This window comes from Dermabacter sp., from assembly GCF_032550575.1.
GTDB lineage: Bacteria > Actinomycetota > Actinomycetes > Actinomycetales > Dermabacteraceae > Dermabacter > Dermabacter hominis.
This window is the reverse complement of record NZ_JAWFZC010000004.1, coordinates 62,099-85,010: the sequence shown is the minus strand read 5'-3', so window position 1 is coordinate 85,010 and position 22,912 is coordinate 62,099. Positions and strand designations below refer to the sequence as shown.

Annotated in this window: 36 protein-coding genes and 1 pseudogene; 33 read left to right on the top strand and 4 right to left on the bottom strand. The window is 62.5% G+C overall.

Translation table 11 applies throughout. From position 1 onward, the window contains the following. Positions 1-2 precede the first annotated feature (2 nt). Genes rplD through rpsQ form a run of 9 tightly spaced genes read left to right on the top strand, consistent with a single transcriptional unit; the run spans position 3 to position 4,638 of the window. Positions 3-950, top strand: coding sequence for a 50S ribosomal protein L4 (gene rplD, locus E6X30_RS05760; RefSeq protein WP_070435451.1), 948 nt, complete (start codon positions 3-5; stop codon positions 948-950). After that, on the top strand, positions 947-1,249 hold the full coding sequence (gene rplW, locus E6X30_RS05755) for a 50S ribosomal protein L23 (RefSeq protein ID WP_016664022.1): 303 nt from the start codon (positions 947-949) through the stop codon (positions 1,247-1,249). Before rplD ends, rplW begins: the two co-directional genes overlap by 4 nt. Before the next feature lie 46 nt (positions 1,250-1,295). Beyond that, positions 1,296-2,132 carry a 50S ribosomal protein L2 gene (rplB, locus tag E6X30_RS05750; protein WP_016664023.1) on the top strand — a complete coding sequence of 279 codons (837 nt, stop codon included), beginning with the start codon at positions 1,296-1,298 and terminating at the stop codon, positions 2,130-2,132. A 21-nt stretch (positions 2,133-2,153) separates the two neighbouring features. Beyond that, the gene (rpsS, locus tag E6X30_RS05745) at positions 2,154-2,435 is read left to right on the top strand and encodes a 30S ribosomal protein S19 (RefSeq protein ID WP_016664024.1); all 282 of its coding nucleotides are present in this window, start codon (positions 2,154-2,156) and stop codon (positions 2,433-2,435) included. 59 nt (positions 2,436-2,494) lie between these two features. Continuing rightward, the gene (rplV, locus tag E6X30_RS05740) at positions 2,495-2,860 is read left to right on the top strand and encodes a 50S ribosomal protein L22 (RefSeq protein WP_016664025.1); all 366 of its coding nucleotides are present in this window, start codon (positions 2,495-2,497) and stop codon (positions 2,858-2,860) included. Beyond that, the gene (gene rpsC, locus E6X30_RS05735) at positions 2,860-3,687 is read left to right on the top strand and encodes a 30S ribosomal protein S3 (RefSeq protein ID WP_316335869.1); all 828 of its coding nucleotides are present in this window, start codon (positions 2,860-2,862) and stop codon (positions 3,685-3,687) included. Before rplV ends, rpsC begins: the two co-directional genes overlap by 1 nt. A 5-nt stretch (positions 3,688-3,692) precedes the next feature. After that, complete coding sequence (gene rplP / locus E6X30_RS05730; protein ID WP_016664027.1) at positions 3,693-4,112, top strand: 50S ribosomal protein L16; 420 nt, start codon at positions 3,693-3,695, stop codon at positions 4,110-4,112. After that, the gene (gene rpmC / locus E6X30_RS05725; protein WP_016664028.1) at positions 4,112-4,345 is read left to right on the top strand and encodes a 50S ribosomal protein L29; all 234 of its coding nucleotides are present in this window, start codon (positions 4,112-4,114) and stop codon (positions 4,343-4,345) included. The genes rplP and rpmC overlap by 1 nt, the downstream gene beginning before the upstream one ends. A 17-nt stretch (positions 4,346-4,362) precedes the next feature. After that, a complete protein-coding gene (rpsQ, locus tag E6X30_RS05720) occupies positions 4,363-4,638 on the top strand; it encodes a 30S ribosomal protein S17 (RefSeq protein WP_016664029.1) in 276 nt (91 codons plus the stop codon). A gap of 96 nt (positions 4,639-4,734) precedes the next feature. On the opposite strand, the gene E6X30_RS05715 is transcribed toward rpsQ, so the two are convergent. From E6X30_RS05715 to E6X30_RS05705, 3 genes are all read right to left on the bottom strand, one after another. Continuing rightward, the gene (locus E6X30_RS05715) at positions 4,735-5,031 is read right to left on the bottom strand and encodes a hypothetical protein (RefSeq protein WP_316335868.1); all 297 of its coding nucleotides are present in this window, start codon (positions 5,029-5,031) and stop codon (positions 4,735-4,737) included. A 139-nt stretch (positions 5,032-5,170) separates the two neighbouring features. Beyond that, positions 5,171-5,572, bottom strand: a complete 402-nt coding sequence (locus E6X30_RS05710) for a hypothetical protein (RefSeq protein ID WP_040386478.1) — start codon at positions 5,570-5,572, stop codon at positions 5,171-5,173. 335 nt (positions 5,573-5,907) lie between these two features. Beyond that, positions 5,908-6,069 (bottom strand): hypothetical protein, encoded by a 162-nt coding sequence (locus E6X30_RS05705; RefSeq protein ID WP_316335867.1) that lies wholly within the window; start codon positions 6,067-6,069, stop codon positions 5,908-5,910. Between E6X30_RS05705 and E6X30_RS05700 the strand changes: the two are divergent. The 24 genes and pseudogenes from E6X30_RS05700 to rplQ form a co-directional block, all read left to right on the top strand. After that, positions 6,044-6,154: pseudogene (locus E6X30_RS05700) on the top strand (50S ribosomal protein L5); the annotation flags it as partial. The gene E6X30_RS05705 and the pseudogene E6X30_RS05700 sit on opposite strands and share 26 nt — an antisense overlap. 328 nt (positions 6,155-6,482) lie before the next feature. After that, positions 6,483-7,190, top strand: coding sequence for a hypothetical protein (locus E6X30_RS05695; protein ID WP_016664033.1), 708 nt, complete (start codon positions 6,483-6,485; stop codon positions 7,188-7,190). 29 nt (positions 7,191-7,219) lie between these two features. Further along, positions 7,220-7,750 carry a flagellar motor protein MotB gene (locus tag E6X30_RS05690; protein WP_246826728.1) on the top strand — a complete coding sequence of 177 codons (531 nt, stop codon included), beginning with the start codon at positions 7,220-7,222 and terminating at the stop codon, positions 7,748-7,750. Then, positions 7,740-8,513, top strand: a complete 774-nt coding sequence (locus E6X30_RS05685; RefSeq protein WP_016664035.1) for a response regulator transcription factor — start codon at positions 7,740-7,742, stop codon at positions 8,511-8,513. Before E6X30_RS05690 ends, E6X30_RS05685 begins: the two co-directional genes overlap by 11 nt. Further along, positions 8,510-9,421, top strand: a complete 912-nt coding sequence (locus tag E6X30_RS05680) for a sensor histidine kinase KdpD (RefSeq protein ID WP_034372270.1) — start codon at positions 8,510-8,512, stop codon at positions 9,419-9,421. Before E6X30_RS05685 ends, E6X30_RS05680 begins: the two co-directional genes overlap by 4 nt. Before the next feature lie 505 nt (positions 9,422-9,926). Beyond that, positions 9,927-10,295 carry a 50S ribosomal protein L14 gene (rplN, locus tag E6X30_RS05675; protein ID WP_016664037.1) on the top strand — a complete coding sequence of 123 codons (369 nt, stop codon included), beginning with the start codon at positions 9,927-9,929 and terminating at the stop codon, positions 10,293-10,295. Between the two features lies 1 nt (position 10,296). Beyond that, a complete protein-coding gene (rplX, locus tag E6X30_RS05670) occupies positions 10,297-10,707 on the top strand; it encodes a 50S ribosomal protein L24 (RefSeq protein WP_016664038.1) in 411 nt (136 codons plus the stop codon). Next, positions 10,707-11,264 carry a 50S ribosomal protein L5 gene (gene rplE, locus E6X30_RS05665; protein ID WP_316335866.1) on the top strand — a complete coding sequence of 186 codons (558 nt, stop codon included), beginning with the start codon at positions 10,707-10,709 and terminating at the stop codon, positions 11,262-11,264. Before rplX ends, rplE begins: the two co-directional genes overlap by 1 nt. 1 nt (position 11,265) lies before the next feature. Further along, a complete protein-coding gene (locus E6X30_RS05660) occupies positions 11,266-11,451 on the top strand; it encodes a type Z 30S ribosomal protein S14 (protein WP_016664040.1) in 186 nt (61 codons plus the stop codon). 63 nt (positions 11,452-11,514) lie between these two features. Beyond that, the gene (gene rpsH / locus E6X30_RS05655) at positions 11,515-11,913 is read left to right on the top strand and encodes a 30S ribosomal protein S8 (RefSeq protein WP_016664041.1); all 399 of its coding nucleotides are present in this window, start codon (positions 11,515-11,517) and stop codon (positions 11,911-11,913) included. Between the two features lie 18 nt (positions 11,914-11,931). Further along, the gene (rplF, locus tag E6X30_RS05650; protein ID WP_016664042.1) at positions 11,932-12,474 is read left to right on the top strand and encodes a 50S ribosomal protein L6; all 543 of its coding nucleotides are present in this window, start codon (positions 11,932-11,934) and stop codon (positions 12,472-12,474) included. 2 nt (positions 12,475-12,476) lie between these two features. Next, the gene (gene rplR, locus E6X30_RS05645) at positions 12,477-12,863 is read left to right on the top strand and encodes a 50S ribosomal protein L18 (protein ID WP_016664043.1); all 387 of its coding nucleotides are present in this window, start codon (positions 12,477-12,479) and stop codon (positions 12,861-12,863) included. A 35-nt stretch (positions 12,864-12,898) separates the two neighbouring features. Beyond that, on the top strand, positions 12,899-13,591 hold the full coding sequence (gene rpsE / locus E6X30_RS05640) for a 30S ribosomal protein S5 (protein ID WP_016664044.1): 693 nt from the start codon (positions 12,899-12,901) through the stop codon (positions 13,589-13,591). After that, positions 13,588-13,770 carry a 50S ribosomal protein L30 gene (gene rpmD / locus E6X30_RS05635; RefSeq protein WP_034372287.1) on the top strand — a complete coding sequence of 61 codons (183 nt, stop codon included), beginning with the start codon at positions 13,588-13,590 and terminating at the stop codon, positions 13,768-13,770. Before rpsE ends, rpmD begins: the two co-directional genes overlap by 4 nt. A gap of 3 nt (positions 13,771-13,773) precedes the next feature. Then, positions 13,774-14,226 (top strand): 50S ribosomal protein L15, encoded by a 453-nt coding sequence (rplO, locus tag E6X30_RS05630; protein WP_070460050.1) that lies wholly within the window; start codon positions 13,774-13,776, stop codon positions 14,224-14,226. A gap of 157 nt (positions 14,227-14,383) precedes the next feature. Then, positions 14,384-15,691 (top strand): preprotein translocase subunit SecY, encoded by a 1,308-nt coding sequence (secY, locus tag E6X30_RS05625; protein WP_316335865.1) that lies wholly within the window; start codon positions 14,384-14,386, stop codon positions 15,689-15,691. Beyond that, a complete protein-coding gene (locus E6X30_RS05620) occupies positions 15,688-16,272 on the top strand; it encodes an adenylate kinase (RefSeq protein ID WP_316335864.1) in 585 nt (194 codons plus the stop codon). Before secY ends, E6X30_RS05620 begins: the two co-directional genes overlap by 4 nt. A gap of 6 nt (positions 16,273-16,278) precedes the next feature. Further along, the gene (gene map / locus E6X30_RS05615; RefSeq protein ID WP_316335863.1) at positions 16,279-17,136 is read left to right on the top strand and encodes a type I methionyl aminopeptidase; all 858 of its coding nucleotides are present in this window, start codon (positions 16,279-16,281) and stop codon (positions 17,134-17,136) included. A 176-nt stretch (positions 17,137-17,312) separates the two neighbouring features. Continuing rightward, on the top strand, positions 17,313-17,534 hold the full coding sequence (infA, locus tag E6X30_RS05610; protein ID WP_016664050.1) for a translation initiation factor IF-1: 222 nt from the start codon (positions 17,313-17,315) through the stop codon (positions 17,532-17,534). Positions 17,535-17,609: 75 nt separating this feature from the next. Further along, positions 17,610-17,723: a 50S ribosomal protein L36 gene (gene rpmJ, locus E6X30_RS05605; RefSeq protein ID WP_016664051.1), complete on the top strand. Its 114-nt coding sequence runs from the start codon at positions 17,610-17,612 to the stop codon at positions 17,721-17,723. Positions 17,724-17,895: 172 nt separating this feature from the next. Further along, positions 17,896-18,273, top strand: coding sequence for a 30S ribosomal protein S13 (rpsM, locus tag E6X30_RS05600; protein WP_016664052.1), 378 nt, complete (start codon positions 17,896-17,898; stop codon positions 18,271-18,273). 77 nt (positions 18,274-18,350) lie between these two features. Then, positions 18,351-18,758 (top strand): 30S ribosomal protein S11, encoded by a 408-nt coding sequence (gene rpsK / locus E6X30_RS05595; protein WP_016664053.1) that lies wholly within the window; start codon positions 18,351-18,353, stop codon positions 18,756-18,758. 96 nt (positions 18,759-18,854) lie between these two features. After that, on the top strand, positions 18,855-19,856 hold the full coding sequence (locus tag E6X30_RS05590; protein WP_316335862.1) for a DNA-directed RNA polymerase subunit alpha: 1,002 nt from the start codon (positions 18,855-18,857) through the stop codon (positions 19,854-19,856). Between the two features lie 30 nt (positions 19,857-19,886). Continuing rightward, positions 19,887-20,396: a 50S ribosomal protein L17 gene (rplQ, locus tag E6X30_RS05585; protein WP_034372312.1), complete on the top strand. Its 510-nt coding sequence runs from the start codon at positions 19,887-19,889 to the stop codon at positions 20,394-20,396. Positions 20,397-20,532: 136 nt separating this feature from the next. On the opposite strand, the gene E6X30_RS05580 is transcribed toward rplQ, so the two are convergent. Next, positions 20,533-22,839: an N-acetylmuramoyl-L-alanine amidase gene (locus E6X30_RS05580; RefSeq protein ID WP_316335861.1), complete on the bottom strand. Its 2,307-nt coding sequence runs from the start codon at positions 22,837-22,839 to the stop codon at positions 20,533-20,535. Between the last annotated feature and the right edge of the window lie 73 nt (positions 22,840-22,912).

Genomic DNA, 22,912 nt, shown 5'->3' with positions numbered 1-22,912 from the left:
TCATGGCTAACAACCTGACGGTCGACGTTCTCGACCCCGCAGGAAAGAAGACCGGCACTGCCGAGCTGCCCGCTCACATCTTCGATGTTCAGACCAACGTGGCGCTTATCCACCAGGTCGTGACCGCTCAGCTCAACGCTGCGCGTCAGGGCACGCACAAGGCCAAGACTCGCGGCGAGGTTAGCGGCGGCGGCCGTAAGCCGTGGAAGCAGAAGGGTACCGGTCGCGCTCGCCAGGGCTCGATCCGCGCACCTCAGTGGACCGGCGGTGGCGTCGTTCACGGCCCGGTTCCGCGCGACTACACGCAGCGTGTGCCCAAGAAGATGAAGGCTGCTGCGCTCCGCGGTGCCCTTTCGGATCGCGCCCGTTTCGGCCGCATCCACGTTTTCACCGCGCTCCTCGATGGCGACAAGCCCTCGACGAAGCTCGTGGCGAAGACCATCGCTACCGTCTCGGACAGCTCGAACTTCCTCCTGGTTGTTCGTCGCGACGACGAGGTCGGCGCGCTCAGCTCGCGCAACCTCTCGAACGCTCACGTGCTGTTCGCCGATCAGCTCAACACCTACGACGTCATGGCATCCGACCATGTCGTCTTCACCGAAGGTGCGCTCGAGGACTTCGTGGCAGGCGCGACTCTCGCCGCTGTGAAGGCTCCCGCGCAGCCCGAGGCTGCGGCAACCCCCAAGGCGGCCGCCACGGCTGAGGTGAAGAGCGAAGCTGCGGCTGTTGAGGCTCCCTACGGCGAAGGCAGCGCCCTTCCGCTCGACGGTGGCAAGGCCCCCGAAGGTTTCACCATCAAGGGCAACAGCAACTCCATGAAGTACCACACCGAGGATTCGCCGTGGTACGGCCGCACTAAGGCTGAGGTCTGGTTCGCGACGCCCGAAGCAGCGGAAGCTGCCGGCTTCGTGAACGCTGTTCGCCCGGCCGATGAGGAGGAAGCCAAGTGACCTCGATTAACAAGAACCCGCGCGACATTCTCTTCGCGCCGGTCCTCACCGAGAAGTCCTACGGCCAGATGGACGAAGGGAAGTACGTCTTCCTCGTCGATCGCCGCGCAAACAAGACCGAAATCAAGCTTGCCGTCGAGGAGATCTTCGACGTCAAGGTTGCTTCGGTGAACACCATCAACCGTCAGGGCAAGACGCGTCGCACGCGTTTCGGCATTGGCAAGCGCAACGACACCAAGCGCGCCATTGTCACCCTCAAGGACGGATCCATCGACATCTTCGGAGGCGCGACCGCCTGAGCGGTCGTGACCCGAAGACAAACGAGAGAGTCTGAGGAAACCCACGATGGGAATTCGTAAGAACAAGCCGACCTCGCCGAGCCGCCGCGGCTCGAGCGTCGCCGACTTCGTCGAGATCACTCGTAGTGAGCCGGAGAAGTCGCTGGTCCGCCCCCTGTCCAAGACGGGTGGCCGTAACAACAAGGGCCGCGTGACCTCGCGTCACCGCGGCGGTGGCCACAAGCGTGCCTACCGCGTGATCGACTTCCGTCGTCACGACAAGGACGGCATCAACGCCAAGGTCGCCCACATCGAGTACGACCCGAACCGTACCGCTCGCATCGCTCTGCTCCACTACCTGGACGGCGAGAAGCGCTACATCCTCGCCCCGGCGAAGCTTCGCCAGGGTGACGTGCTCGAAAGCGGCCCGAGCGCCGACATCAAGCCCGGCAACAACCTTCCGCTGCGCAACATCCCCGTGGGTACCGTTGTGCACGCAATCGAGCTCCGCCCCGGTGGCGGCGCGAAGATCGCCCGCTCGGCGGGTGCCTCCGTGCAGCTCGTCGCGAGGGAAGGCAAGTACGCCCAGCTTCGTATGCCGTCCGGCGAAATCCGCAACGTCGATGCGCGCTGCCGCGCGACCATCGGTGAGGTGGGCAACGCCGAACAAGCCAACATCAACTGGGGCAAGGCCGGCCGTATGCGCTGGAAGGGCAAGCGCCCGCACGTCCGTGGTGTTGTGATGAACCCCGTGGACCACCCGCATGGTGGTGGTGAGGGCCGCACGTCGGGCGGTCGTCATCCCGTTTCGCCTTGGGGCCAGCCGGAAGGCCGTACCCGCAAGCCGAACAAGGAAAGCGACAAGCTCATCGTGCGCCGCCGCCGTACCGGCAAAAAGCGCTGATAGGACGAGGGATAAACAGTTATGCCACGCAGTATTGCTAAGGGCCCCTTCGTTGACGATCACCTTCAGAAGAAGGTCGACGCTCAGAACGAAGCCGGTACCAAGAATGTCATCAAGACCTGGTCGCGCCGTTCGGTCATTACGCCGGACTTCCTCGGCCACACTTTCGCAGTGCACGATGGCCGCAAGCACGTCTCGGTGTTCGTCACCGAGTCGATGGTTGGCCACAAGCTCGGCGAGTTCGCTCCCACGCGCACTTTCCGCAGCCATGACAAGGACGACAAGAAGGGACGTCGTCGCTGATCGCCCACGTGGCGAAGTGATGATTTCCCTCGCTATTCACTAAAGAAAGCAGGACAGCAATGGAAGCCAAGGCGCAGGTGCGGTTCATCCGTATTTCGCCCATGAAGGCCCGGCGCGTCGTTGACCTTATTCGTGGTAAGAGCACGGGTGAAGCACTGGAGATTCTGCGGTTCGCACCGCAGGCCGCCAGCGAGCCCGTCTCGAAGCTCGTAAAGTCCGCGATCGCCAACGCCCGCGTGAAGGCAGATCAAGCAGGGGAGCGTTTCGATGAGCAGGATCTCGTCGTGTCCGCTGCATTCGTCGACGAAGGCCCGACCATGAAGCGGTTCCAGCCGCGCGCTCAGGGTCGCGCATTCCAGATCAAGAAGCGCACCAGCCACATCACCGTGGTTGTTGCCCCGTCGAAGAAGAAGGAGACCCGCTAGTGGGCCAGAAGGTCAATCCCAACGGGTTCCGTCTCGGTATTACGACCGACCACACGAGCCGCTGGTTCGCCGACTCCACGAAGGAAGGTCAGCGCTACCGCGACTACGTGAAGGAAGACGTCGCCATCCGCAAGCTCCTTTCCGAGGGGCTCGAGCGCGCTGGCGTGTCGAAGGTCGAGATCGAGCGCACCCGCGATCGCGTTCGCGTTGATCTGCACACCGCACGCCCCGGCATCGTGATCGGTCGCCGTGGCGCGGAGGCCGAGCGTCTCCGCGGTCAGCTCGAGAAGCTGACGGGCAAGCAGATTCAGCTCAACATCCTCGAGGTCAAGAACCCCGAGGCAGACGCGCAGCTCGTTGCTCAGGGCATCGCCGAGCAGCTCGCGAGCCGCGTGTCCTTCCGCCGCGCTATGCGCAAGGGCATTCAGTCCGCGCAGCGTGCTGGCGCGAAGGGTATCCGTGTCGCCGTTTCGGGCCGCCTCGGTGGCGCCGAAATGAGCCGCAGCGAGTTCTACCGTGAAGGCCGCGTGCCCCTGCACACGCTTCGCGCGAACATCGACTACGGCTTCTACGAGGCCCGCACCGCATTCGGCCGCATTGGCGTGAAGGTGTGGATCTACAAGGGCGACATCACGTCCAAGGAACTCGCTGCACAGCAGGCCGCCCAGGCTCCGCGCCAGGGCCGTGGTCCGCGCGCTGAGCGCCCCCGTGGCCGCCGCAACGAGCGCAACGCCGCCCGCCGTGAGAAGGCGGAAGCTTCGGCTCAGGCTCAGGCCGTCACCGAGGCTCCCGCTGCCGCTCCGGCCGATAAGGGAACGGAGGCCTGAGTCCAATGCTGATTCCGCGTAGGACCAAGCACCGCAAGCAGCATCGCCCCACCCGTACCGGTATGGCCAAGGGTGGCTTCGATCTCGCGTTCGGCGACTACGGTATCCAGGCTCTCGAGCCCGCCTACGTCACCAACCGTCAGATTGAGGCCGCACGTATCGCCATGACGCGCTACATGAAGCGTGGCGGCAAGGTGTACATCAACATCTACCCCGATCGCCCCCTCACGAAGAAGCCTGCCGAGGTCCGCATGGGCTCCGGTAAGGGTTCGGTGGAGTTCTGGGTAGCGAACGTCAAGCCCGGCCGCGTCATGTTTGAGGTTGCCGGTGTCGATGAGCCGACTGCACGCGAGGCACTGCGCCTTGCCATGCACAAGCTCCCCATGAAGTGCCGAATCCTCAGCCGAGAGGGTGGTGACATCTGATGGCAGCCACGAAGCTTACCGCTGACGAGCTCAACAAGCTCGATGACGCGAAGCTCACCGAAGAACTCGCGAAGGCCAAGGACGAGCTTTTCAAGCTCCGTTTCCAGGGCGCGACCGGTCAGCTCGAGTCGAGCGCTCGCTTGCGTTCGGTCAAGAAGGACATCGCACGGATCTACACGATCCTGCGCGAGCGCGAGTTGGGGATCCGCCAGGCCCCCGGTTCGGCCGAGTGAACGAGCGAGGTTAGGTAATGAACGAAAATCAGGTCGCTGAAGAGCGTCCGTACCGCAAGACTCAGCGCGGCTACGTCGTCTCCGACAAGATGGATAAGACCATCGTCGTCGAGGTCGAGGAGCGCGTGAAGCACTCGCTGTACGGCAAGGTTATGAAGAAGCACAAGAAGTTCAAGGCCCACGATGAGGAGAACACCGCCGGTGTCGGCGATCTTGTTCGCATCATGGAAACCCGCCCGCTGAGCGCTTCCAAGCGCTGGCGTCTGGTGGAGATTCTCGAGAAGGCTAAGTAAGCCGTTCTCAGGTTCGCCTGAACATAGAGAGGCCGGGGTGGACCCGCAATGCGGATCCACCCCGGCCTCTCTTTTGTGCCTTCGTGGTGTGGGTTGCTAGTGCTTCCCACGTTCGAGGTTCGTGACGCGCCAGCTGCCGTCGGCCTGCTTTGCCAACGTGAGGGACCCGGTGAGTTCGGGCGTGAAGCCCATATGTGCCGCGTCGCCATAGTCGTACTGGACCCGGGCAATCCTGCCGCGAACATCGATACCCGCAACGCGTCCGTCTTCGGGCATTCGGGGGCGGGGTGGTGCAATGAGCGGCTTCTGGAGTTCGCTGCAGCTGTGCGGGAAGCGGGGCCGACGGTTGCCTTCAACCCGGGGCACGAATCTTGCCGGACGCTCATGGCTCATGCATGAGCGGATTCCTTGATTGTGTCTTCTTCGCTGTCCGGGGTGAGCAGCAGCCACAATGTGAGGGTTCCGGCACAAAGCCCAGCGATAACGAGGGCGGTGCACGCGGTGAGGATAATGGCGGCCTTGGGCTTCGCTGTCACGGCATCTTCCAGCTGTTGTTGCTGCTCTTGCTTCCAGTGATCTTCCATTCGCCATCCTGGAGCTCGAGGTCGAAGACGTGGTCTGTCTCGGGGACGCTCACGGCTGGGTCGTGCAGTGTGGTGGTGACCTCCACCTGGGCCTTGGTGTTTTCGGTGCTGATGTGCGTGATGTCGTAGTCGAATCCGCCGCGACGGTCGATTTCCGCTGCGGCTTTCTTGAAACGCTCGCAATCGACGCTGTCAGCCGCTTGATCCTCGAGAGCGCCCGTGAATGCCGAACAATCCTGGGACTCAATGGCAGCGAACATGTCGTCCACAGTGTTCTTGGGCCCATGGATGAGGGCCGCTCCGCCGCCGATGACGAGAACGAGGGCGGCGATACCGGCGAGGCTGAGCAAGCTTAGGCAACCGCAAATGCCACAAAAAACGCCCCTACTGGAACCTTGGGGGCGGACGTATGGGGGAGGGGGTGCAGGGGAGTAGTGGGGGTAGGTCATTGTGCACCTTTCGCATGACCTGCGTTACAGTTGCAAACATACCCGCTTGAGATTGCACGTACAAACATGCGTTGCGGAGGCTTGGGGATTGGGAGGTAGGGCGCAACTTGGGCTTGGGCTTCGGTTGGGGTCACGGGCGAGAAGCTCGCCCGTGTGACGCGCGAACAACAACGAGGATTGGCAAAGCAATGTGGGGCCGGCCAAGGGCGGCCGGCCCCACATTCGGTGGAAAGGGGTTAATTCTCAAACATGTTTCCGCCGTCGGAGATGACCCACTTTCCGTCTTCCTTGACGAGGGTGAACGTTGAGGTCTTTGTGTTCGTCTCTCCGGTCTTCTTGTTCTTGGCGGTGAGCTTCGTGGGAACCGCGGCCTTGTCGCCGAGGGAGTTCGACGGCAACGGCAACTACACCTTCGGCCTCACGGAACAGGTCATGTTCCATGAGATCGATCAGGACAAGATCGACCGCGTTCTCATCATGGAGACTTACCCGCTGGGTGCTTCGAAGCGCTGGCGTCTCGTCGAAATCATCGAGAAGGCTAAGTAAATCTGTCGGGCTCAGTCCCGAAAGATCTCCGAGAAGGGGTCGTCCGCTGCTCAGCGGGCGGCCCCTTCCGCTATTGAGCGGGCGTTCGCGCCCTCGTGGCGTTACGATGACCAACGCTCATGCGCGTGACGACAGTTGTCGCAAATCTGCGACACGACATGGCAGAGTAGGTACCGCGTCGCAACGCCGCCGCGATATCCGGGCAATAGCGTGGAGGTAACGAGGAGGCGAGAAGCGGCTCCCGTGACTTTGAGGAGTGAATCCCATGACGACGACCACGATGACGAAGCGCCGCCTCGCGGCAGCCCTTGCAGCCGCGTCTCTTCTTGTTGCCGGTGCAAGCGGGTGCTCGTTCGGCGTGCTCGGTAGCAGCGATGAGAAGCCCACGGAACAGACGAGCGCGGCAGCCCCGGCAGATAACGGCAATGGCGGCGATCAGGGAAGCGGGTCCGACGGCGCGAATCCCGCGCAGGGCGCGAGCGATGACGGCGGCGCTGCGGCAGGTTCCGATCAGGGCGGCGAGAACGGGAAGCCGGCCAGCGGAGGTCAGAATAAGGCGAACTATCCTGCGCCGATTTTCACGACCGAGCGTCCTGTTGAGGTGAAAGAAGATCCGAACGCAACATTGACCGTCAATCTTCATCAGCTCAAGCGCGAGGGTGATACGGTCACCGCTTACGTCTCTTTCACACTCAACTCGACGGCGAAAGAGGCTAAGGACTTCTTTTTCCTCAATGGGAGTCTGATCTGGAAGCCATTCCTTATTGACAACGTGAACTTGAAGAAGCACACGCCACTTTCGACGACGAATAGCCAGCACTATGCGATGACTCCTATGGAAGACGTGGACCTCATGCCCGGTCAAACCACGTACGCGTTCGCAACCTTTGCCGCGCCGCCGGCGGACGTCAAGCAGATGGACGTGAGTCTTATGGACGGCACTGAGGTCGCGAAGGGGGTCGAAATCAAGTGAGAAAGCGTCACCTTGTAAGCCTCACGGCCGTGGCTTTCGTATTCGCTGCGGGGCCAGCAGCCCTCGCGGACAATGGCGGCGAAACGCCCGCCCCCGAGCCACCGTCGCAAATCGGAACTTACGAGTCCAATATCTACTCGCTCGACCAAAACATTTACGATCTCGAGCAAAATATTGAAGACCTCAACACCGATACACAAGAGGGCAACACCAAGGTCGTCACCTTGAACTCGGACATCCTCTTCGACTACGGATCCAACGAGCTTTCGGACCCCGCGAAAAAGCGCATCGGTGAGCTCGTCAAAGACGTTCCGCAGGGTGCGACCGTGAAGGTCGATGGTCACACTGACAACATTCCGTACCATCGCGGCAACGACGTGCTCTCTAAGGAGCGTGCGCAGGCGGTGGCCGACGCGATTTCCGCGGTGCGCGGCGATCTCAAACTCGAGGTCGCGGGCCACGGCGACACGAAACCCGTGGAGCCGAACAAGAACGGCGACGAGGACAACCCTGAAGGGCGCGCTAAGAACAGGCGCGTGGAGATCCGCTATGACGGGTAGCCAGACTCCTTCATTCGCGTCGGGATCGGCCGGTTCAGCGGAGCCGGCCGATCCGGCGCGTCAGCGCATCCTGCTCGTGGACGACGATGAGACGATTCGCGAGCATCTCGGGGGAGTGCTCTCACGCAGCGGGCTTGATGTGCGCATGGCAGCGAACGGTGCCGAGGCACTCGAGAGGCTCGATGAGGAGGAACCCGATCTCGTCATCCTCGACGTCATGATGCCGGTCATGGACGGTCGAGAAGCGCTTCGCCGGATCCGGGAACGCCATGAATGGTTACCCGTCATCCTTCTTACCCAGGTGGGGGAGAGCTTCGAGCGTGCGTCCGCGCTCGACGAAGGGGCCGACGATTACCTCAATAAGCCGTTCGACCCTCACGAGCTCCTCGCGCGGATCAGGGCAGTTCTGCGTCGAAGCTCGCGCGGCTCGGCCCCGCTCAGCACGTCCTCGACACTCACCTCCGGTGAGCTGCGCATCGATCGCACGGCCCGGCGGATCTTCGTGGGTGGCAAGGAAGACCAGCTCACGCCGCGGGCGTTCGCGCTCCTCGAGTACCTCATGGCGCACCCCGGCGAAGTGTTCACGCGTGAGCGGCTCCTGCAGACCGTGTGGGGTTTCGATGCGATCGTGACCACGCGAGCCGTTGATCACCGCATCGCCGAGATTCGCCGCGTGATTGGTTCCGCCGACGGTTCCCCCACGTACATCGAGACAGTCCCGAGCCTCGGCTATCGCTTCGCCCAGAAGGTCGAACGTTCATGAAGAAACACCCACTTGCCTACGCCTCGGCTTTCGCCGCGCTTCCCCTCGCGATCGGCGTGGTGGCGTCCCTCGTATGGAGCGTCCTCGGCGAATCGAGGCACATCTACTTCTCTATGTCGCTCGCCTGGCTCCCGCTCACGATCGGTGCGGTTCTCACCCTCGCCGTGCTCCCCGCCCTCGGCGCGTGGTGGTATACGCGCCACGCCGTGAGCAAGGCGCGGCGCGAAACGGTGGCGGAGCAGACGGCAAGCCGGCGTCGGCTCATCGCCCGACTCGACCACGAAATAAAGAACCCGATCCAGGGCATTCGAGCGGCGCTTGCCGACGAACCGTCCGAGCGCCAGCGCTCGAGCATCGACGCCCAATCACGCCGCCTCACCTCTCTTCTGAGCGACCTGCGCAAAATTGGGGAGGTCGAGCACACTCAGCTCGAGATTACGCAGATCGACCCTTCGCGTCTCGTCCACGATGCCATCGAAACCGCGCGCGAGGTGCCCGGTGCGAGCGAACGCTCGATCCGCGTCTCGCTTCCCACGGCCCCGCGCCCTCTGCCGCCGATCAACGGCGACGAAGACCTCCTCTTCCTGTGCCTCGTGAACGTCTTGAGCAACGCCGTGAAGTACTCGCGGCCGGGCGATGCGATCGAAGTGCGGGGGCGACAGCTCGAAAGCGGCATCGTGCTCGAGGTCGCCGACACCGGACTCGGGATTTCCCCGGACGATCTTCCGCTCGTATGGGAAGAACTCGGTCGTGCGAGCGAGGTGCGCGGAATCGAGGGCTCGGGCCTCGGGTTGCCCATGGTGAAAGCGATCGTCGAACGACATGGAGGCACTGCGACCCTCACGTCGTGGCATGGCGAAGGGACATCCGTGAGCCTTACCCTCCCGTTTGCGGGGCCCGCGCGGTAAAACACCTGGAAAAGGAGCGGGTCGGGAAAGAGCGCGGGTGCTCGTGCATGCGCGGTCGGGCTAAGGGCACGTATCAAAAGAAAGTCCGACGCTTGCCGTCCACCGTCGGCCCCTGGCAAACGGCGCCCCCGCACTCGCTGAACCGGCGGTGCCAAACGCAGCGAGACCAAGCACACACGCGCAGGGACCCTCGCCCCCTTACGTTCGGTGCCCGCGTGCCGTAAACTAGACGGGTTGCTGTGTGAACGCACCCAAAAACCGGGAGGTTGGCGGGATGCGCCACTGAGCACAGGACCCGGTCCTCGGGCCCCAAGAGGGACCCATCCCAGCCGGAGACCTTGCATCGCCATTCGGCAGTGCCTGAGTCCGGCTCGGGGTTTTTTGATGCCCGGGAACTGGAAGCCGCTGCGCCCCACGTGAGTGCGGTGGAAAACAAGTCCGATATCCGTTCCGCAAGGCTCGAGGCTCACGCCGAGAGAACCGGCGAGACGCAAGGAGAACGTTAGTGATTCAGCAGGAGTCGCGACTCAAGGTCGCCGACAACACCGGTGCAAAGGAAATCCTCTGCATCCGTGTTCTCGGTGGCTCCGGTCGCCGTTACGCCGGCATTGGTGACACCATCGTTGCGACCGTCAAGGATGCAATCCCTGGCGGAAACGTCAAAAAGGGCGATGTTGTGAAGGCCGTCGTGGTTCGCACCACGAAGGAACGCCGTCGTGCCGATGGTTCATACATCCGATTCGATGAGAACGCAGCCGTCATCCTCAAGAACGACGGCGAGCCGCGTGGCACGCGTATCTTCGGCCCCGTGGGCCGTGAGCTGCGTGACCGCCGGTTCATGAAGATCATCTCGCTGGCACCGGAGGTGCTGTGACATGAGCATGAAGATTAAGAAGGGTGACCTCGTTCAGGTCATCACCGGTCGCACGAGCGACGCAGACAAAATCGCCAAGCGCAACGAAACCCGCGCCGCAAAGGGCAAGGGCGAACTCGCCGCAGGCGACAAGGGTAAGCAGGGCCGCGTGCTCCAGGTGTTCCCCGACACCCAGCGCGTGCTCGTCGAGGGCGTCAACCGCATCACCCGCCACAACAAGCCCGGCTACAACGGCCAGGCTGGCGGCATCGAGCAGGTCGAAGCCCCGATCCACATCTCGAACGTCGCCCTCGTGGCTGACGACGGCAAGCCGACCCGCGTCGGCTTCCGTGAAGAGAAGGTCGAGCTCGAGGACGGCCGCACGAAGACCATTCGTGTGCGTTACTCGAAGCGCACCGGGAAGGACATCTGATGACCGAGACGACCACCCCGCGCCTTAAGACCAAGTACAGCGAAGAAATTAAGGATTCGCTCCAGAGCGAGTTCAACTACGCCAACCCGATGCTCATCCCCGGCCTCACGAAGGTCGTTGTGAACATGGGTGTCGGCGATGCCGCACGTGACTCGAAGGTCATCGACGGTGCCATCGCGGATCTCACCGCGATCACCGGCCAGAAGCCTCAGGTGACGCGCGCCCGCAAGTCGATCGCGCAGTTCAAGCTTCGTGAGGGCCAGGCCATTGGCTGCCACACGACCCTGCGCGGCAACCGCATGTGGGAGTTCCTCGACCGCCTGCTCTCGACCGCGCTTCCGCGTATCCGCGACTTCCGCGGCCTTTCGCCGAAGCAGTTCGATGGCAACGGCAACTACACCTTCGGTCTCACCGAACAGGTCATGTTCCATGAGATCGATCCGGACAAGATCGACCGCGTTCGCGGCATGGACATCACCGTGGTGACCACCGCCAAGACCGATGACGAGGGACGTGCGCTGCTTCGTGCGCTCGGCTTCCCCTTCAAGGAGAACTGATATGGCCAAGACAGCGCTTAAGAACAAGCAGCAGCGCAAGCCCAAGTTCGCTGTGCGCGCCTACACCCGGTGCCAGAAGTGCGGTCGCCCGCACTCGGTGTACCGCAAGTTCGGCCTTTGCCGCGTGTGCCTTCGCGAGATGGCCCACCGCGGTGAACTGCCCGGTGTCACCAAGAGCAGCTGGTAAGGACTATCGCCACAGGTCCCCGCTTTACGCGAGGGAAACCACGGTGAGAAAGAAGCATTCGACATGACAATGACTGATCCGATCGCGGACATGCTCACGCGAATCCGGAACGCCAACACCGCGTTCCACGATTCCGTGACCATGCCGTACTCGAACCTTAAGTCCCGCATCGCGGAGATTCTGAAGGCCGAGGGGTACATCAAGGACTGGCGCGAGGAAGAAGCCGAGGTTGGAAAGAACCTCGTCATCGAACTCAAGTACACCGACGATCGCGAGCGCGCGATCTCGGGCGTCCGCCGTGTCTCGAAGCCCGGCCTTCGCGTGTACGCAAAGTCCACCAACCTGCCCAAGGTGCTCGGCGGCCTCGGCGTGGCCATCCTGTCCACGTCCTCCGGCCTCCTCACCGACAAGCAGGCCACGAAGAAAGGCGTGGGTGGGGAAGTCCTCGCCTACGTCTGGTAACCGGAAAGGAGAACCGTAATGTCCCGCATTGGACTTCGACCGGTTTCCGTACCGGCTTCCGTCACTGGTGTGACTATCGACGGCCAGCACGTCCAGATCGCTGGCCCCAAGGGCGAGCTTCAGTACGAGGTTCCGAAGCCTCTCAGCGTTGAGCGCGCTGAGGATGGCTCGATCGTCGTGCGCCGCCCCAACGAAGAGCGTGAGAACAAGGCCCTCCACGGCCTTGCACGCACTCTCATCGCGAACATGGTTGAGGGTGTCACGGAGGGCTTCGAAAAGAAGCTCGAAATCGTGGGCACCGGCTACCGTGTCGTCGCGAAGGGAACCGATCTCGAGTTCGCGCTCGGCTTCTCCCACCCCGTGCTCGTGAAGGCCCCCATGGGCATCACGTTCAACGTGGAGAGCCCCACGAAGTTCTCGGTATCGGGCATTGATAAGCAGCTGGTCGGCGAGACCGCCGCGAAGATTCGCAAGATTCGTAAGCCCGAGCCGTACAAGGGCAAGGGTGTGCGCTACGCCGACGAGACCGTGAAGCGCAAGGCCGGAAAGGCTGGTAAGTGATAATGGGTTTCGCTGAAAAGCACACTCGTGGTGACCGCAAGAGCCGCGTCCGCGCACGTGGCCGCCGTCACCTGCGCCTCCGTCGCCGCGTTGCGGGTACCGCTGAGCGTCCCCGCCTCGCCGTGACCCGTTCGGCGCGCCACATGTACGTTCAGGTCATCGACGATACGAAGGGCATCACCCTCGCATCGGCATCGACCATGGAAGCAGACCTCCGCTCGTCGGAAGCCACGAAGACCGAGAAGGCCAAGCAGGTCGGCTCGCTCGTGGCCCAGCGCGCGAAGGAAGCCGGTATCGACGCCGTGGTCTTCGACCGTGGCGGCAACAAGTACCACGGCCGCGTGGCCGCCGTCGCTGACGGTGCGCGCGAGGCCGGACTGACTCTGTGACCACCCCCCGGAAATAGGACGAGAAGAGGATTCACATGGCTGCTGAGCAGCGTAACAATGGTCCCGCGGCCTCCGGTCGGAGGGGCGAGAACGAGGATCGTAACAACCGCGGTCGCGGCAATGACCGCAACCAGGGCGGGCGTCGCGGCGAGGGCCGTGGCGGTCGTCAGGAAGAGAAGTCGGCCTTCCTTGAGCGCGTGGTAGCAATCAACCGCGTGTCGAAGGTTGTCAAGGGCGGTCGCCGCTTCGCCTTCACCGCGCTCGTCGTGGTTGGCGACGGTGATGGCACCGTTGGCATCGGCTACGGCAAGGCGAAGGAAGTTCCCGCCGCCATCTCGAAGGGTGTCGAGGAAGCGAAGAAGAACTTCTTCCGCGTTCCCCGCATCCAGGGCACGATCGTGCATCCGGTTCAGGGAGAGGACGCCGCAGGCGTTGTCTTCCTCCGTCCGGCTGCTCCCGGTACCGGTGTAATCGCCGGTGGTCCGGTGCGTGCGGTTCTCGAGTGCGCGGGCGTCGCCGACGTTCTGTCGAAGTCGCTCGGTTCCTCGAACACGATCAACATCGTGCACGCGACCGTCAAGGCCCTCAAGCAGCTCGAGGAGCCGGAAGCAGTGGCAGCTCGCCGCGGCCTTCCCCTCGAGGACGTCGCCCCCGGCTACCTGCTTCGTGCACAGGCCGAGGGTCGCGCAGCGGCTCGCGAGGCGCGTGAAGAGAAGGTAGGTGCCTGATGCAGCTCAAGGTTACTCAGGTCAAGTCTGTAATCGGCGGTAACGACGCACAGCGCTCGACGGTGCGAGGCCTCGGTCTCAAGCGCATCGGCGACGTCGTCGTCAAAGAAGACCGCCCCGAGATTCGCGGCATGATCAATGCCGTCCGTCACCTCGTGACGGTTGAAGAGGTGGACTGATCCATGGCGAACGAAAACCCGCTTAAGCTCCACGATCTTCGCCCGGCTCCCGGCGCGAAGACCGCTAAGATCCGCGTGGGCCGTGGTGAAGGCTCGAAGGGTAAGACCTCGGGTCGCGGTACCAAGGGTACGAAGGCGCGCTACCAGGTGAAGGCAGGCTTCGAGGGTGGTCAGACCCCGATGCACCGCCGCCTTCCCAAGCTTCGTGGCTTCAAGAACCCCTTCCGTGTGGAGTTCCAGGTCATCAACCTGGACACCATCGAAGCGCTGTTCCCCGAGGGTGGCACCGTCACCGTCGAGGATCTTGTCGCGAAGGGTGCCGTGCGCAAGAACCAGCCTGTCAAGGTGCTCGGTTCTGGCGACATCACAGTGAAGATCGACATCACTGCCCAGAAGTTCTCGGCTTCGGCCGAGGAAAAGATCACCGCCGCTGGCGGCTCGGTCACCGTGGCGTGAGTTGAAGCAATTTTCATAGTGCTTCTTTGACCAGGCACCGCGACTCAGGATATTTTGAGGCGCGGTGCCTGTTTTTATAGGCCAATAACCCCTAGCTCAAATGCGCTCCGTGTGCATGATAGGCCCACCCCTCGGGCCGCCCGACAGGAGGAACCTGGTGGACAACGCCTTCGTGCGCGCCTTCCGAACCCCTGAGCTCAGGAACAAGCTGCTGTTTGTCCTTGGAATGCTCGCCATCTACCGCTTCGGCGTGTTCGTGCCGACCCCCGGATTCGACTACACGAACATCGCTGCGTGTACCGAACAGGCATTGAACGGTGCCGGTGGCGGTGTGCTCGGCATGGTGAACCTGTTCTCCGGCGGGGCGCTCTTGCAGATGTCCGTCTTTGCGCTCGGCGTGATGCCATACATTACGGCGTCGATTATCGTGCAGCTGCTACGCGTCGTGATCCCCAAGTTCGAGGAGCTGCACAAGGACGGCCAAGCAGGTCAGGCGACCCTCACGCAGTACACGCGGTACATGACCATCGGCCTCGCGGTCCTGCAGTCCACCACCGTGATCACCCTCGTGCGCAGCGGCGCCTTCTTCGCGGGCTGCAACCTCCCGCTCTTGCCCAATCAGTCGTGGTGGATGCTCGTCCTCATGATCCTGACGATGACGACCGGCACCCTCGTCATCATGTGGCTCGGCGAGCTCATCACCGAAAAGGGCGTGGGCAATGGCATGTCCCTGCTGATCTTCACGTCGATCGCCGCGGGCTTTCCCGCCTCGTTCGGTCAGATCCTGAAGCTCCAGGGGTGGATGACCTTCTCCATCGTCATGCTGATCGGCATGATCATCGTGATCGCCGTGATCTACGTCGAGCAGTCGCAGCGCCGCATCCCCGTCCAATACGCCAAACGCCAGGTGGGCCGTCGCCTCGTGGGCGGCTCCTCGACCTACATCCCGATCAAGGTGAACCAGGCCGGCGTTATCCCCATTATCTTCGCATCCTCACTTCTTGCCCTGCCGCAGCTCATAGCCTCGTTTGGCGACCAGAGGTCCGGATGGGTGCAGTGGATCCACGCCAACTTCGTGCTCGGCCAGGGCTTCTCGTGGATATATTCGCTTGTCTATTTCGCCCTCATCGTGTTCTTTGCGTTCTTCTACGTGTCGATCACCTTCAACGCTGAAGAGATCTCAGACAACATGAAGAAGTACGGCGGCTTCGTTCCCGGTATCCGTGCGGGCCGCCCAACAGCGCGCTACCTCGAGTACGTCATCAACCGCGTGCTCTCCGCGGGCTCCCTGTACCTCGGTATCTTGGCGCTTGTTCCCCTGATCGCGTTCGCGCTTCTTGGTGCAGACCAGAAGTTCCCGTTCGGCGGAACCTCGCTCCTCATCATCATCGGTGTTGGTCTCGATACCTTGAAGCAGATCAGCTCCAAGCTCCAACAACATCACTACGAAGGGATTCTCCGATGACCGCCTCCACTCCGGCCCGCCGCCTCCTCATTGTTGGACCTCCGGGTGCCGGCAAGGGAACGCAAGCGGAGCGCATTGTCGAGAAGCTCGGCGTCCCCGCCATTTCCACGGGCGATATTTTCCGTGCGAACGTCTCCAATGAAACTGAGCTTGGTGTTCTCGCGAAGTCCTACATGGATAAGGGCGAGTACGTTCCCGACTCGGTCACCAACGAGATGGTGGAGAGCCGCCTTGGTGAAGATGATGCCGCGAACGGCTTCCTCCTCGATGGCTACCCCCGCACCGTGGCGCAGGTGGAGGCTCTCGATGGAATTCTCGAGAAGCTCGGCGTGGCGCTCGGCGCCGTCATTCTCCTCGACGTTGAGAGTGAAGCTATCGTGCAGCGGCTTCTTCAGCGCGGAAAAGAACAGGGCCGCAGCGACGACAACGAAGAGACCATTCGCCGCCGCATCGACGTGTACGGCGAGCAGACCACGCCCCTCATCGATATCTACGACAAGCGAGGTCTCGTGAAGCGCGTCGACGGCATGAAAGATATCGACGCTGTGACCGCAGATATCCTCGCCGCGCTCGGAGTCTGAGCCCGGATGTCCTTTCGCCGCAAGCCCCGCGTGAGCCTCAAAACCCCCGAACAGCTCGGGGCAATGCGCCGCGCGGGGCTTCTACTTGACCGTATCCACGATGAGATCGAAAAGAACCTCCGCAGCGGTATGACGACGGCAGACATCGACCAGATCTCTCGTGCCGTTATTGCCGAAGCCGGTGCGAAGTCCAACTTCCTTGGCTACCACGGCTTCCCGGCGACTGTGTGCGTGAGCGTTAACGAGGAAATCGTGCACGGGATCCCCGGCACTCGGGTGATTCGCGACGGTGATGTGGTGAGCGTGGATGCTGGCTGCATCGTGGACGGATGGCACTCCGACGCCGCCCGCACCCACATCGTGGGCACGGCACGGAGCGAAGCCGATCGCGAACTGGTCGACGTGACCAGGGGAGCAATGTGGGAAGGCATCGCGGCGCTTGCCACCGCGAGCCGCGTGGGTGAGATCGGCGCCGCAATCGAAGACTACGTCGCCGAATGCGCGGGGGAGCGGATCCAGCACCTCGAGGAATTCGGAGGGCACGGCATCGGCCGAGCCATGCATGAGCCGCCCGACGTCATGAACTTCCGCACGCACGATCGCGGCCCGAAAGTCGTGCCCGGTATGGCCCTGTGTATCGAACCCATGCTCATCCAAGGCGACGGCGAATTCGACATCCTTGACGACGAGTGGACCGTGGTGGCGACAAAGGGTGGGCGCGCAGCCCACTTCGAGCACTCCGTCGCGGTGACCGAAACGGGAATCTTCGTGCTCAGCGCCGCTGACGGTGGGAAAGCCGAACTTGCAAAGCGTGGCGTGATGATCGCTGAAGAACCGTCGGACCACACCGCCACCGGAAGGTGAGCGATCGCACGCGCCAAGCCACTTATCGCGGCCCGCGTGCGCGTGTACGATTGACAGTCGAGTGCGCTCTTTCGGCAACCCCGAAAATTTAAGCGGTTCGCCGCTTGAAAAGTGCGCGCTTGAAGGTAGGACATGCGAAACCAGTCCCCGCAAGGGGCAGAGGGACAGTAGAGACTATGGCGAAAAAAGACGGCGTGATCGAAGTCGAGGGCACCGTGACCGAAGCGCTCGCAAACGCGCGCTTCCGCGTTGAGCTGGACAACGGCCACAAAGTACTCGCGCATATCTCGGGCAAGATGCGCCAGCACTACATCAGGATCCTCCCCGAGGATCGCGTTGTGGTCGAGCTCAGCCCGTACGACCTTGAAAAGGGTCGCATCGTTTACCGATACAAGTAAGCCGGGCCGCGCATGCGGTCAGCTACGCTCTCGGGCCCGCTAGGCTCGAGCGCAGATCAACTGTAGAAGGGCATCATGAAGGTTTACCCCAGCGTGAAGCGTATCTGTGACAACTGCAGGGTGATTCGTCGCCACTCGCGTGTCATGGTTATCTGCACGAACCCGCGCCACAAGCAGCGCCAGGGCTGAGTGCACCGCCTCCAACCGGAGGCACCCCGCGGCTCACGCCGCACCTATAAGTAAAGAGACAGCATGAACCTCATTGCGAGGATCACCCGCGGGCCAGGGGCCGCGGCGCACCGCTAAAGCGGGAGCGACATGCTGGATCAGGCCCCTGAGTAAAACAGTAGGAGAACTGCTCATGGCACGTCTCGTTGGCGTCGACCTCCCGCGCGAAAAGCGCCTGGAAGTCGCCTTGACGTACATCTACGGCGTGGGTCGCACCCGCGCAATCGAAGCTCTCAACGCAACCGGCGTTGACGGCAACCAGCGCGTCCACCAGGTATCCGATGAGGACCTTGTCAAGCTGCGCGATTACATCGAAGAGAACTACCAGGTCGAGGGCGACCTGCGACGCGAGGTCGCAGCAGACATTCGCCGCAAGATCGAGATCGGCTCGTACGCCGGCATGCGTCACCGCCGCGGCCTTCCGGTCCGTGGTCAGCGCACCAAGACCAACGCACGTACCCGCAAGGGCCCGAAGCGCACCGTGGCCGCCAAGAAGAAGGCTGCTCGCTGAGCGGCAGTTACTCCACGGGCAGTGTTCGGCACTGACCCGTATCGATCACCTTTCACGAACTCAAGGAGTTTTGGCACATGCCTCCCAAGTCACGTCAGGCCGCCGCGGCGCGTAAGCCTCGCCGCAAGGACAAGAAGAACGTCGTCAACGGCCAAGCACACATCAAGAGCACCTTCAACAACACCATCGTGTCGATCACTGACCCGAGCGGTGCTGTGATCTCGTGGGCCTCCTCGGGCCAGGTCGGCTTCAAGGGCTCGCGTAAGTCCACCCCGTACGCTGCGCAGATGGCCGCCGAGGCCGCCGCGCGCCGCGCCCAGGAGCACGGCCTCAAGAAGGTCGACGTCTTCGTTAAGGGACCGGGTTCGGGCCGCGAAACCGCGATCCGTTCGCTCACCGCAGCGGGCCTCGAGGTCGGTTCGATCCAGGACGTTACCCCCCAGCCGCACAACGGCGTTCGCCCGCCGAAGCGTCGCCGCAACTGAGCATTGCTCGGGTGCGCGAAACGATAACCGTCATCCATCAGTGTCGTACCGCCACCGCGAACGTCATATAGCGGACGTTCCAAGAAAGGACACAACGTGCTCATTGCACAGCGCCCCACGCTGACCGAAGAGGTCGTTTCTGACTACCGCTCACGGTTCGTCATCGAGCCGCTCGAGCCGGGCTTCGGCTACACGCTCGGCAACTCGCTGCGCCGCACACTGCTCTCGTCCATCCCGGGCGCGGCAGTGACGTCGATCCGCATCGACGGCGTCCTCCACGAATTCTCGACCGTTCCGGGTGTGAAGGAAGATGTCACCGAGCTCATCCTGAACATCAAGAACCTCGTGGTGTCGTCGGAAAACGACGAGCCGGTCGTAATGTACCTGCGTAGGGAGGGTGAGGGCGTCGTGACCGCCGCCGACATCACCCCGCCGGCAGGCGTCGAAATCCACAACCCCGACCTGCACATCGCGACCCTCAACTCGAAGGGTCGCCTCGAGGTCGAGCTGATCGTTGAGCGTGGCCGCGGCTACGTTTCGGCCCAGCAGAACAAGGGCGCCGAGAGCGAGATTGGCCGCATTCCGGTCGACTCGATCTACTCGCCTGTTCTCAAGGTGACGTACAAGGTTGAAGCCACTCGTGTCGAGCAGCGCACGGACTTCGATCGACTCATCATCGATGTCGAAACGAAGCCGGCGATCGCCCCGCGCGATGCCATTGCTTCGGCTGGCAAGACCCTCGTGGAGCTCTTCGGTCTCGCACAGGAGCTCAACCACGAGGCAGAGGGTATCGAGATTGGTCCTTCTCCGACCGACCAGGCCCTTGCCGCCGACCTTGCGCTTCCGATCAACGACCTCAACCTCACGGTTCGTTCGTACAACTGCCTTATGCGCGAGGGTGTGTACACCGTTGGTGAACTCACCAATCGCTCCGAGGCGGACCTGCTCGACATCCGCAACTTCGGCCAGAAGTCCATCGACGAAGTCAAGGCGAAGCTCGCTGAGCTCGGCCTCTCGCTCAAGGATTCCCCGGCCGGTTTCGATCCTTCCACTGTTCTTGACTCGTACGGCGACGACGAGTTCGGCGAGCAGTTCTGATTTCCATCTTTTTCTTCGAGGAGAAACAACATGCCTGCACCCACTAAGGGCGCTCGACTCGGCTCGTCCCCGGCTCACGAGAAGGCTATTCTCGCGAACCTCGCGACTGCCCTTTTCGAGCACGGTGCCATCACCACGACGCAGACCCGCGCGAAGCGCGTTCAGCCCCTCGCTGAGCGCCTCATCACCCAGGCGAAGAAGGGCGACCTTGCCAATCGCCGCCGCGTGATGCAGACGCTCAAGACGAAGACTGCCGCGCACGTTCTCATGACTGAGATCGCTCCGAAGTTCTCGGACCGCCCCGGCGGTTACACCCGCATCACGAAGCTCGAGAACCGCAAGGGCGACAACGCCCCCATGGCTCTTCTTGAGCTCGTGGAGGAAGAGTACTCGCCGAAGCAGGCCGTCGTGAAGGAAGCCGAAGGCGCTGCCAAGGCATCCGCAAAGGCCGACGAAGCTCCCGCTGAGGAGACGAAGGTCGAAGAGACCGCGGCTGAGGAAACGCCTGCAGAGGAGACCACGGAGAACACCGAGGCCTGATCCACGGCTCTTCTTCACGTAGAGGAAACGGCCCGACCCCCGTGAATGGGGTGTCGGGCCGTTTCCTCTATTGTTGTCGACTACGGTCGTGCCTTATGCGCAGCCGTAACCACGCAGGACGACACACTGCTGAGTCTTAGCTGCGTCGAGTAAAAGCGACCGATCGCCTCTTGGGATCCCACGTGAGACGCCCGCCTTGGAAATCTTGAACGATGCGTCCGCGGGAGTCTTTGAACTCGTCCGTGGTTGGGAAGCCGAGTGTGCTTTTTTCTCCCCCTCTGTGAAGCCAATAGGTGAGGAAACCATTCTTAATAATGCGTGCGCCGGTTGCACGCGACCAATACACTCGTTGACCGTTCTCGAACGCTTGGTATACACCGCCCTTGACAGGGACTTCCTCGCTGGCGGGGTAACCGAGACTTCCGCGCTCGAAGTTCTCGCGCACATAAACACCGCGGATCGCGCCCTTGACCGCGAAGGTTTTACCGTTCTTTGCATCGTGGAGCACAATTCCACCTTGGAAAAATTGCGAGCTGCCGCCATTCCTAAGCCCGGCGAAAGGATCTCGGGCGGGATACTTTAGCCAGCTTTTTTCGGCGCCGAGCTTGTTCCAGTAGTGGAGGATAGCCTCGCTTACCGTTACGGCTCCAGTAGCGCGGGACCAGACAATTTGCCCATTGCGGAAGGATTGTGCGAATCCTCCGTCGCTCAGAACTCGCTCGCGGCTCGTGGGGAACCCGAGCCTGGATCCGGTTGCGCCAAGGGAATCCCATTTGTTGCCGATAGCGTTACGCGTATCGTAAGCGCCGGTCGCAGGGTGCCACGATATGGTTGAACGAGCGAATTTCTGCTGGTATCCGCCGTCGATGCGGAATTCCGCGTCTTGCGGGGCACCAAATTCCGTTGCGCCACCGTTGCTCACGTAGAAAGCCCCGATCGCGCCGGTGACGCCTTCGGCTGAAGGCGAGGTCGTGTTCTTCTGCGGCGTGAAAGTGACCCTGCCATTGGCGCGTGTTGCGGTGCCGTTCTCGAAGCGCTGGGTAGTGCCCGTCGTGCTTTCGAGGGGGCGTCCCCAGGCAGACGTCCAGTCGGCGCCGAAGGCACTTTTGTGAGCGCTCGTGCGACCACCTGCCGTGAGAATGAGCCCACCCGTGAGGCGAGTGACGTCGTAGGCCCCTTCTGCCCGGCGAACGTGCGTGACGGTTCCGAACGCACCGCGCCCGCCGCCGTTGACGTAGGCAACGAGGTGCTCGGGGTAACGCTCCTTGAATCCGTTGAGCTTTTGCTGCACGAGGCTGCGCAGCTTCGGAAGCTGGCCGTAGTAGGTGTCCCCCGGGCAATCCGTGTAGTTCACGTCGCGGTGCGCGAAGAGGTGGGGCATGGAGAAGGTGCCGCTGCGCTTCACGTTCGAGGTGGTGACGGTCCAGGTCTCGGTGCCGTACACGTCCTGAGTGAACGTGCTGGCGAGCTTCCACGCAGCCACGGTTGCGATGGCGTTGAGCGCCGCGGTGGGCACGGGAATGTCCATGTAGTCACCCATGACGGAGATGCCACAGGAGCCCGTGTTGAAGCCGCGGGCGTGGGCGCCGGCAACGTTGCGGTGCAGGCCACCCGCGCGCCCCTCAAAGATTTGTCCGTATTTGTCGACGACGACGTTGTAGCCGAGATCGGCCCAACCGAGGGTTTTAGTGTGGTAGGTGAACATCCCGCGCACAACCTGAGGGCTTTGCGCCGCGGTGTAGGTGTTGGAGCCGCCCGTGTGGTGGATGCAGATCGCCTTGAGTTCCTTCGCGTAGCTCAAACGTGAAGTGTTGACCGTGCCGGCGCTCCATTCCTCACGGGTGATGAACGTTGGCGCGCCGGTGCCGGGCGTCACGGTAGCAGGCAGAATGCGGGTGATGCCGGAACCGCTACCGCTTGAGGCGAGGCGCACGTCGCTGCGTGATTCCGACGTGGTGATGAGGTGCGCGGTGAGCTGCTCGGAAATGTCGATGCCATCGCGGAAGGCGCGGACATTAACCGCGCTCGAGGGCCCGACCCACACGGCTTCGCTCGCGTTTTCCTCAATGTCGGTCATCAGCTCTGCGCTGAGCCAATCGCCCCAGTCGCCAGTGTTGATGTCTTGGCCCTGGAACTCCACCACGTCGGGCGCGTCGATATCGGCGGGCCAGGTTGCCGCGGCCATGGTGACATAGCCGGCGACATGCTTTGCCGCAGCACCGTTCAGTTCGGGGTTGTTTTCCGAGGCGCCTTGCGTTTCGACGGTGTTAGTGCGCGCGAGGTCGCGATCCACAACGGCGGTGTCACCACCGCTGGGGGCGGGGGAGTCGTCGGCAAGGGCAAGGCCCATTCCGAGAGCGCCCACTCCGGCTGCGGCGAAGGGGGTGACGGCACCGACCTTGAGTAGGGTGCGACGATTGAGGGGGGATTTTTCGAAGCTCATGGGGAAGTGCTTTCTTGTGAGGGGAAGTCGGCCTTACCATAGCGCACGCGGGCCTTCGCTGGGAAGGCCCGCG

What these genes read in the sequence shown, in the direction of transcription:
- rpsH (WP_016664041.1), top strand. Translation starts at nt 11,515, where the DNA reads ATGACAATGACTGATCCGATCGCGGACATGCTCACGCGAATCCGGAAC.
- rplE (WP_316335866.1), top strand. Translation starts at nt 10,707, where the DNA reads ATGACCGAGACGACCACCCCGCGCCTTAAGACCAAGTACAGCGAAGAA.
- infA (WP_016664050.1), top strand. Translation starts at nt 17,313, where the DNA reads ATGGCGAAAAAAGACGGCGTGATCGAAGTCGAGGGCACCGTGACCGAA.
- rpsE (WP_016664044.1), top strand. Translation starts at nt 12,899, where the DNA reads ATGGCTGCTGAGCAGCGTAACAATGGTCCCGCGGCCTCCGGTCGGAGG.
- rplB (WP_016664023.1), top strand. Translation starts at nt 1,296, where the DNA reads ATGGGAATTCGTAAGAACAAGCCGACCTCGCCGAGCCGCCGCGGCTCG.
- rplV (WP_016664025.1), top strand. Translation starts at nt 2,495, where the DNA reads ATGGAAGCCAAGGCGCAGGTGCGGTTCATCCGTATTTCGCCCATGAAG.
- E6X30_RS05680 (WP_034372270.1), top strand. Translation starts at nt 8,510, where the DNA reads ATGAAGAAACACCCACTTGCCTACGCCTCGGCTTTCGCCGCGCTTCCC.
- E6X30_RS05695 (WP_016664033.1), top strand. Translation starts at nt 6,483, where the DNA reads ATGACGACGACCACGATGACGAAGCGCCGCCTCGCGGCAGCCCTTGCA.
- E6X30_RS05715 (WP_316335868.1), bottom strand. Translation starts at nt 5,031, where the DNA reads ATGAGCCATGAGCGTCCGGCAAGATTCGTGCCCCGGGTTGAAGGCAAC.
- rpsQ (WP_016664029.1), top strand. Translation starts at nt 4,363, where the DNA reads ATGAACGAAAATCAGGTCGCTGAAGAGCGTCCGTACCGCAAGACTCAG.
- E6X30_RS05685 (WP_016664035.1), top strand. Translation starts at nt 7,740, where the DNA reads ATGACGGGTAGCCAGACTCCTTCATTCGCGTCGGGATCGGCCGGTTCA.
- rplF (WP_016664042.1), top strand. Translation starts at nt 11,932, where the DNA reads ATGTCCCGCATTGGACTTCGACCGGTTTCCGTACCGGCTTCCGTCACT.
- rplR (WP_016664043.1), top strand. Translation starts at nt 12,477, where the DNA reads ATGGGTTTCGCTGAAAAGCACACTCGTGGTGACCGCAAGAGCCGCGTC.
- rplP (WP_016664027.1), top strand. Translation starts at nt 3,693, where the DNA reads ATGCTGATTCCGCGTAGGACCAAGCACCGCAAGCAGCATCGCCCCACC.
- rplD (WP_070435451.1), top strand. Translation starts at nt 3, where the DNA reads ATGGCTAACAACCTGACGGTCGACGTTCTCGACCCCGCAGGAAAGAAG.
- rplX (WP_016664038.1), top strand. Translation starts at nt 10,297, where the DNA reads ATGAGCATGAAGATTAAGAAGGGTGACCTCGTTCAGGTCATCACCGGT.
- rpmC (WP_016664028.1), top strand. Translation starts at nt 4,112, where the DNA reads ATGGCAGCCACGAAGCTTACCGCTGACGAGCTCAACAAGCTCGATGAC.
- E6X30_RS05620 (WP_316335864.1), top strand. Translation starts at nt 15,688, where the DNA reads ATGACCGCCTCCACTCCGGCCCGCCGCCTCCTCATTGTTGGACCTCCG.
- rpsM (WP_016664052.1), top strand. Translation starts at nt 17,896, where the DNA reads ATGGCACGTCTCGTTGGCGTCGACCTCCCGCGCGAAAAGCGCCTGGAA.
- rplQ (WP_034372312.1), top strand. Translation starts at nt 19,887, where the DNA reads ATGCCTGCACCCACTAAGGGCGCTCGACTCGGCTCGTCCCCGGCTCAC.
- rpmJ (WP_016664051.1), top strand. Translation starts at nt 17,610, where the DNA reads ATGAAGGTTTACCCCAGCGTGAAGCGTATCTGTGACAACTGCAGGGTG.
- E6X30_RS05660 (WP_016664040.1), top strand. Translation starts at nt 11,266, where the DNA reads ATGGCCAAGACAGCGCTTAAGAACAAGCAGCAGCGCAAGCCCAAGTTC.
- E6X30_RS05580 (WP_316335861.1), bottom strand. Translation starts at nt 22,839, where the DNA reads ATGAGCTTCGAAAAATCCCCCCTCAATCGTCGCACCCTACTCAAGGTC.
- rpsK (WP_016664053.1), top strand. Translation starts at nt 18,351, where the DNA reads ATGCCTCCCAAGTCACGTCAGGCCGCCGCGGCGCGTAAGCCTCGCCGC.
- rplO (WP_070460050.1), top strand. Translation starts at nt 13,774, where the DNA reads ATGGCGAACGAAAACCCGCTTAAGCTCCACGATCTTCGCCCGGCTCCC.
- rpsS (WP_016664024.1), top strand. Translation starts at nt 2,154, where the DNA reads ATGCCACGCAGTATTGCTAAGGGCCCCTTCGTTGACGATCACCTTCAG.
- map (WP_316335863.1), top strand. Translation starts at nt 16,279, where the DNA reads ATGTCCTTTCGCCGCAAGCCCCGCGTGAGCCTCAAAACCCCCGAACAG.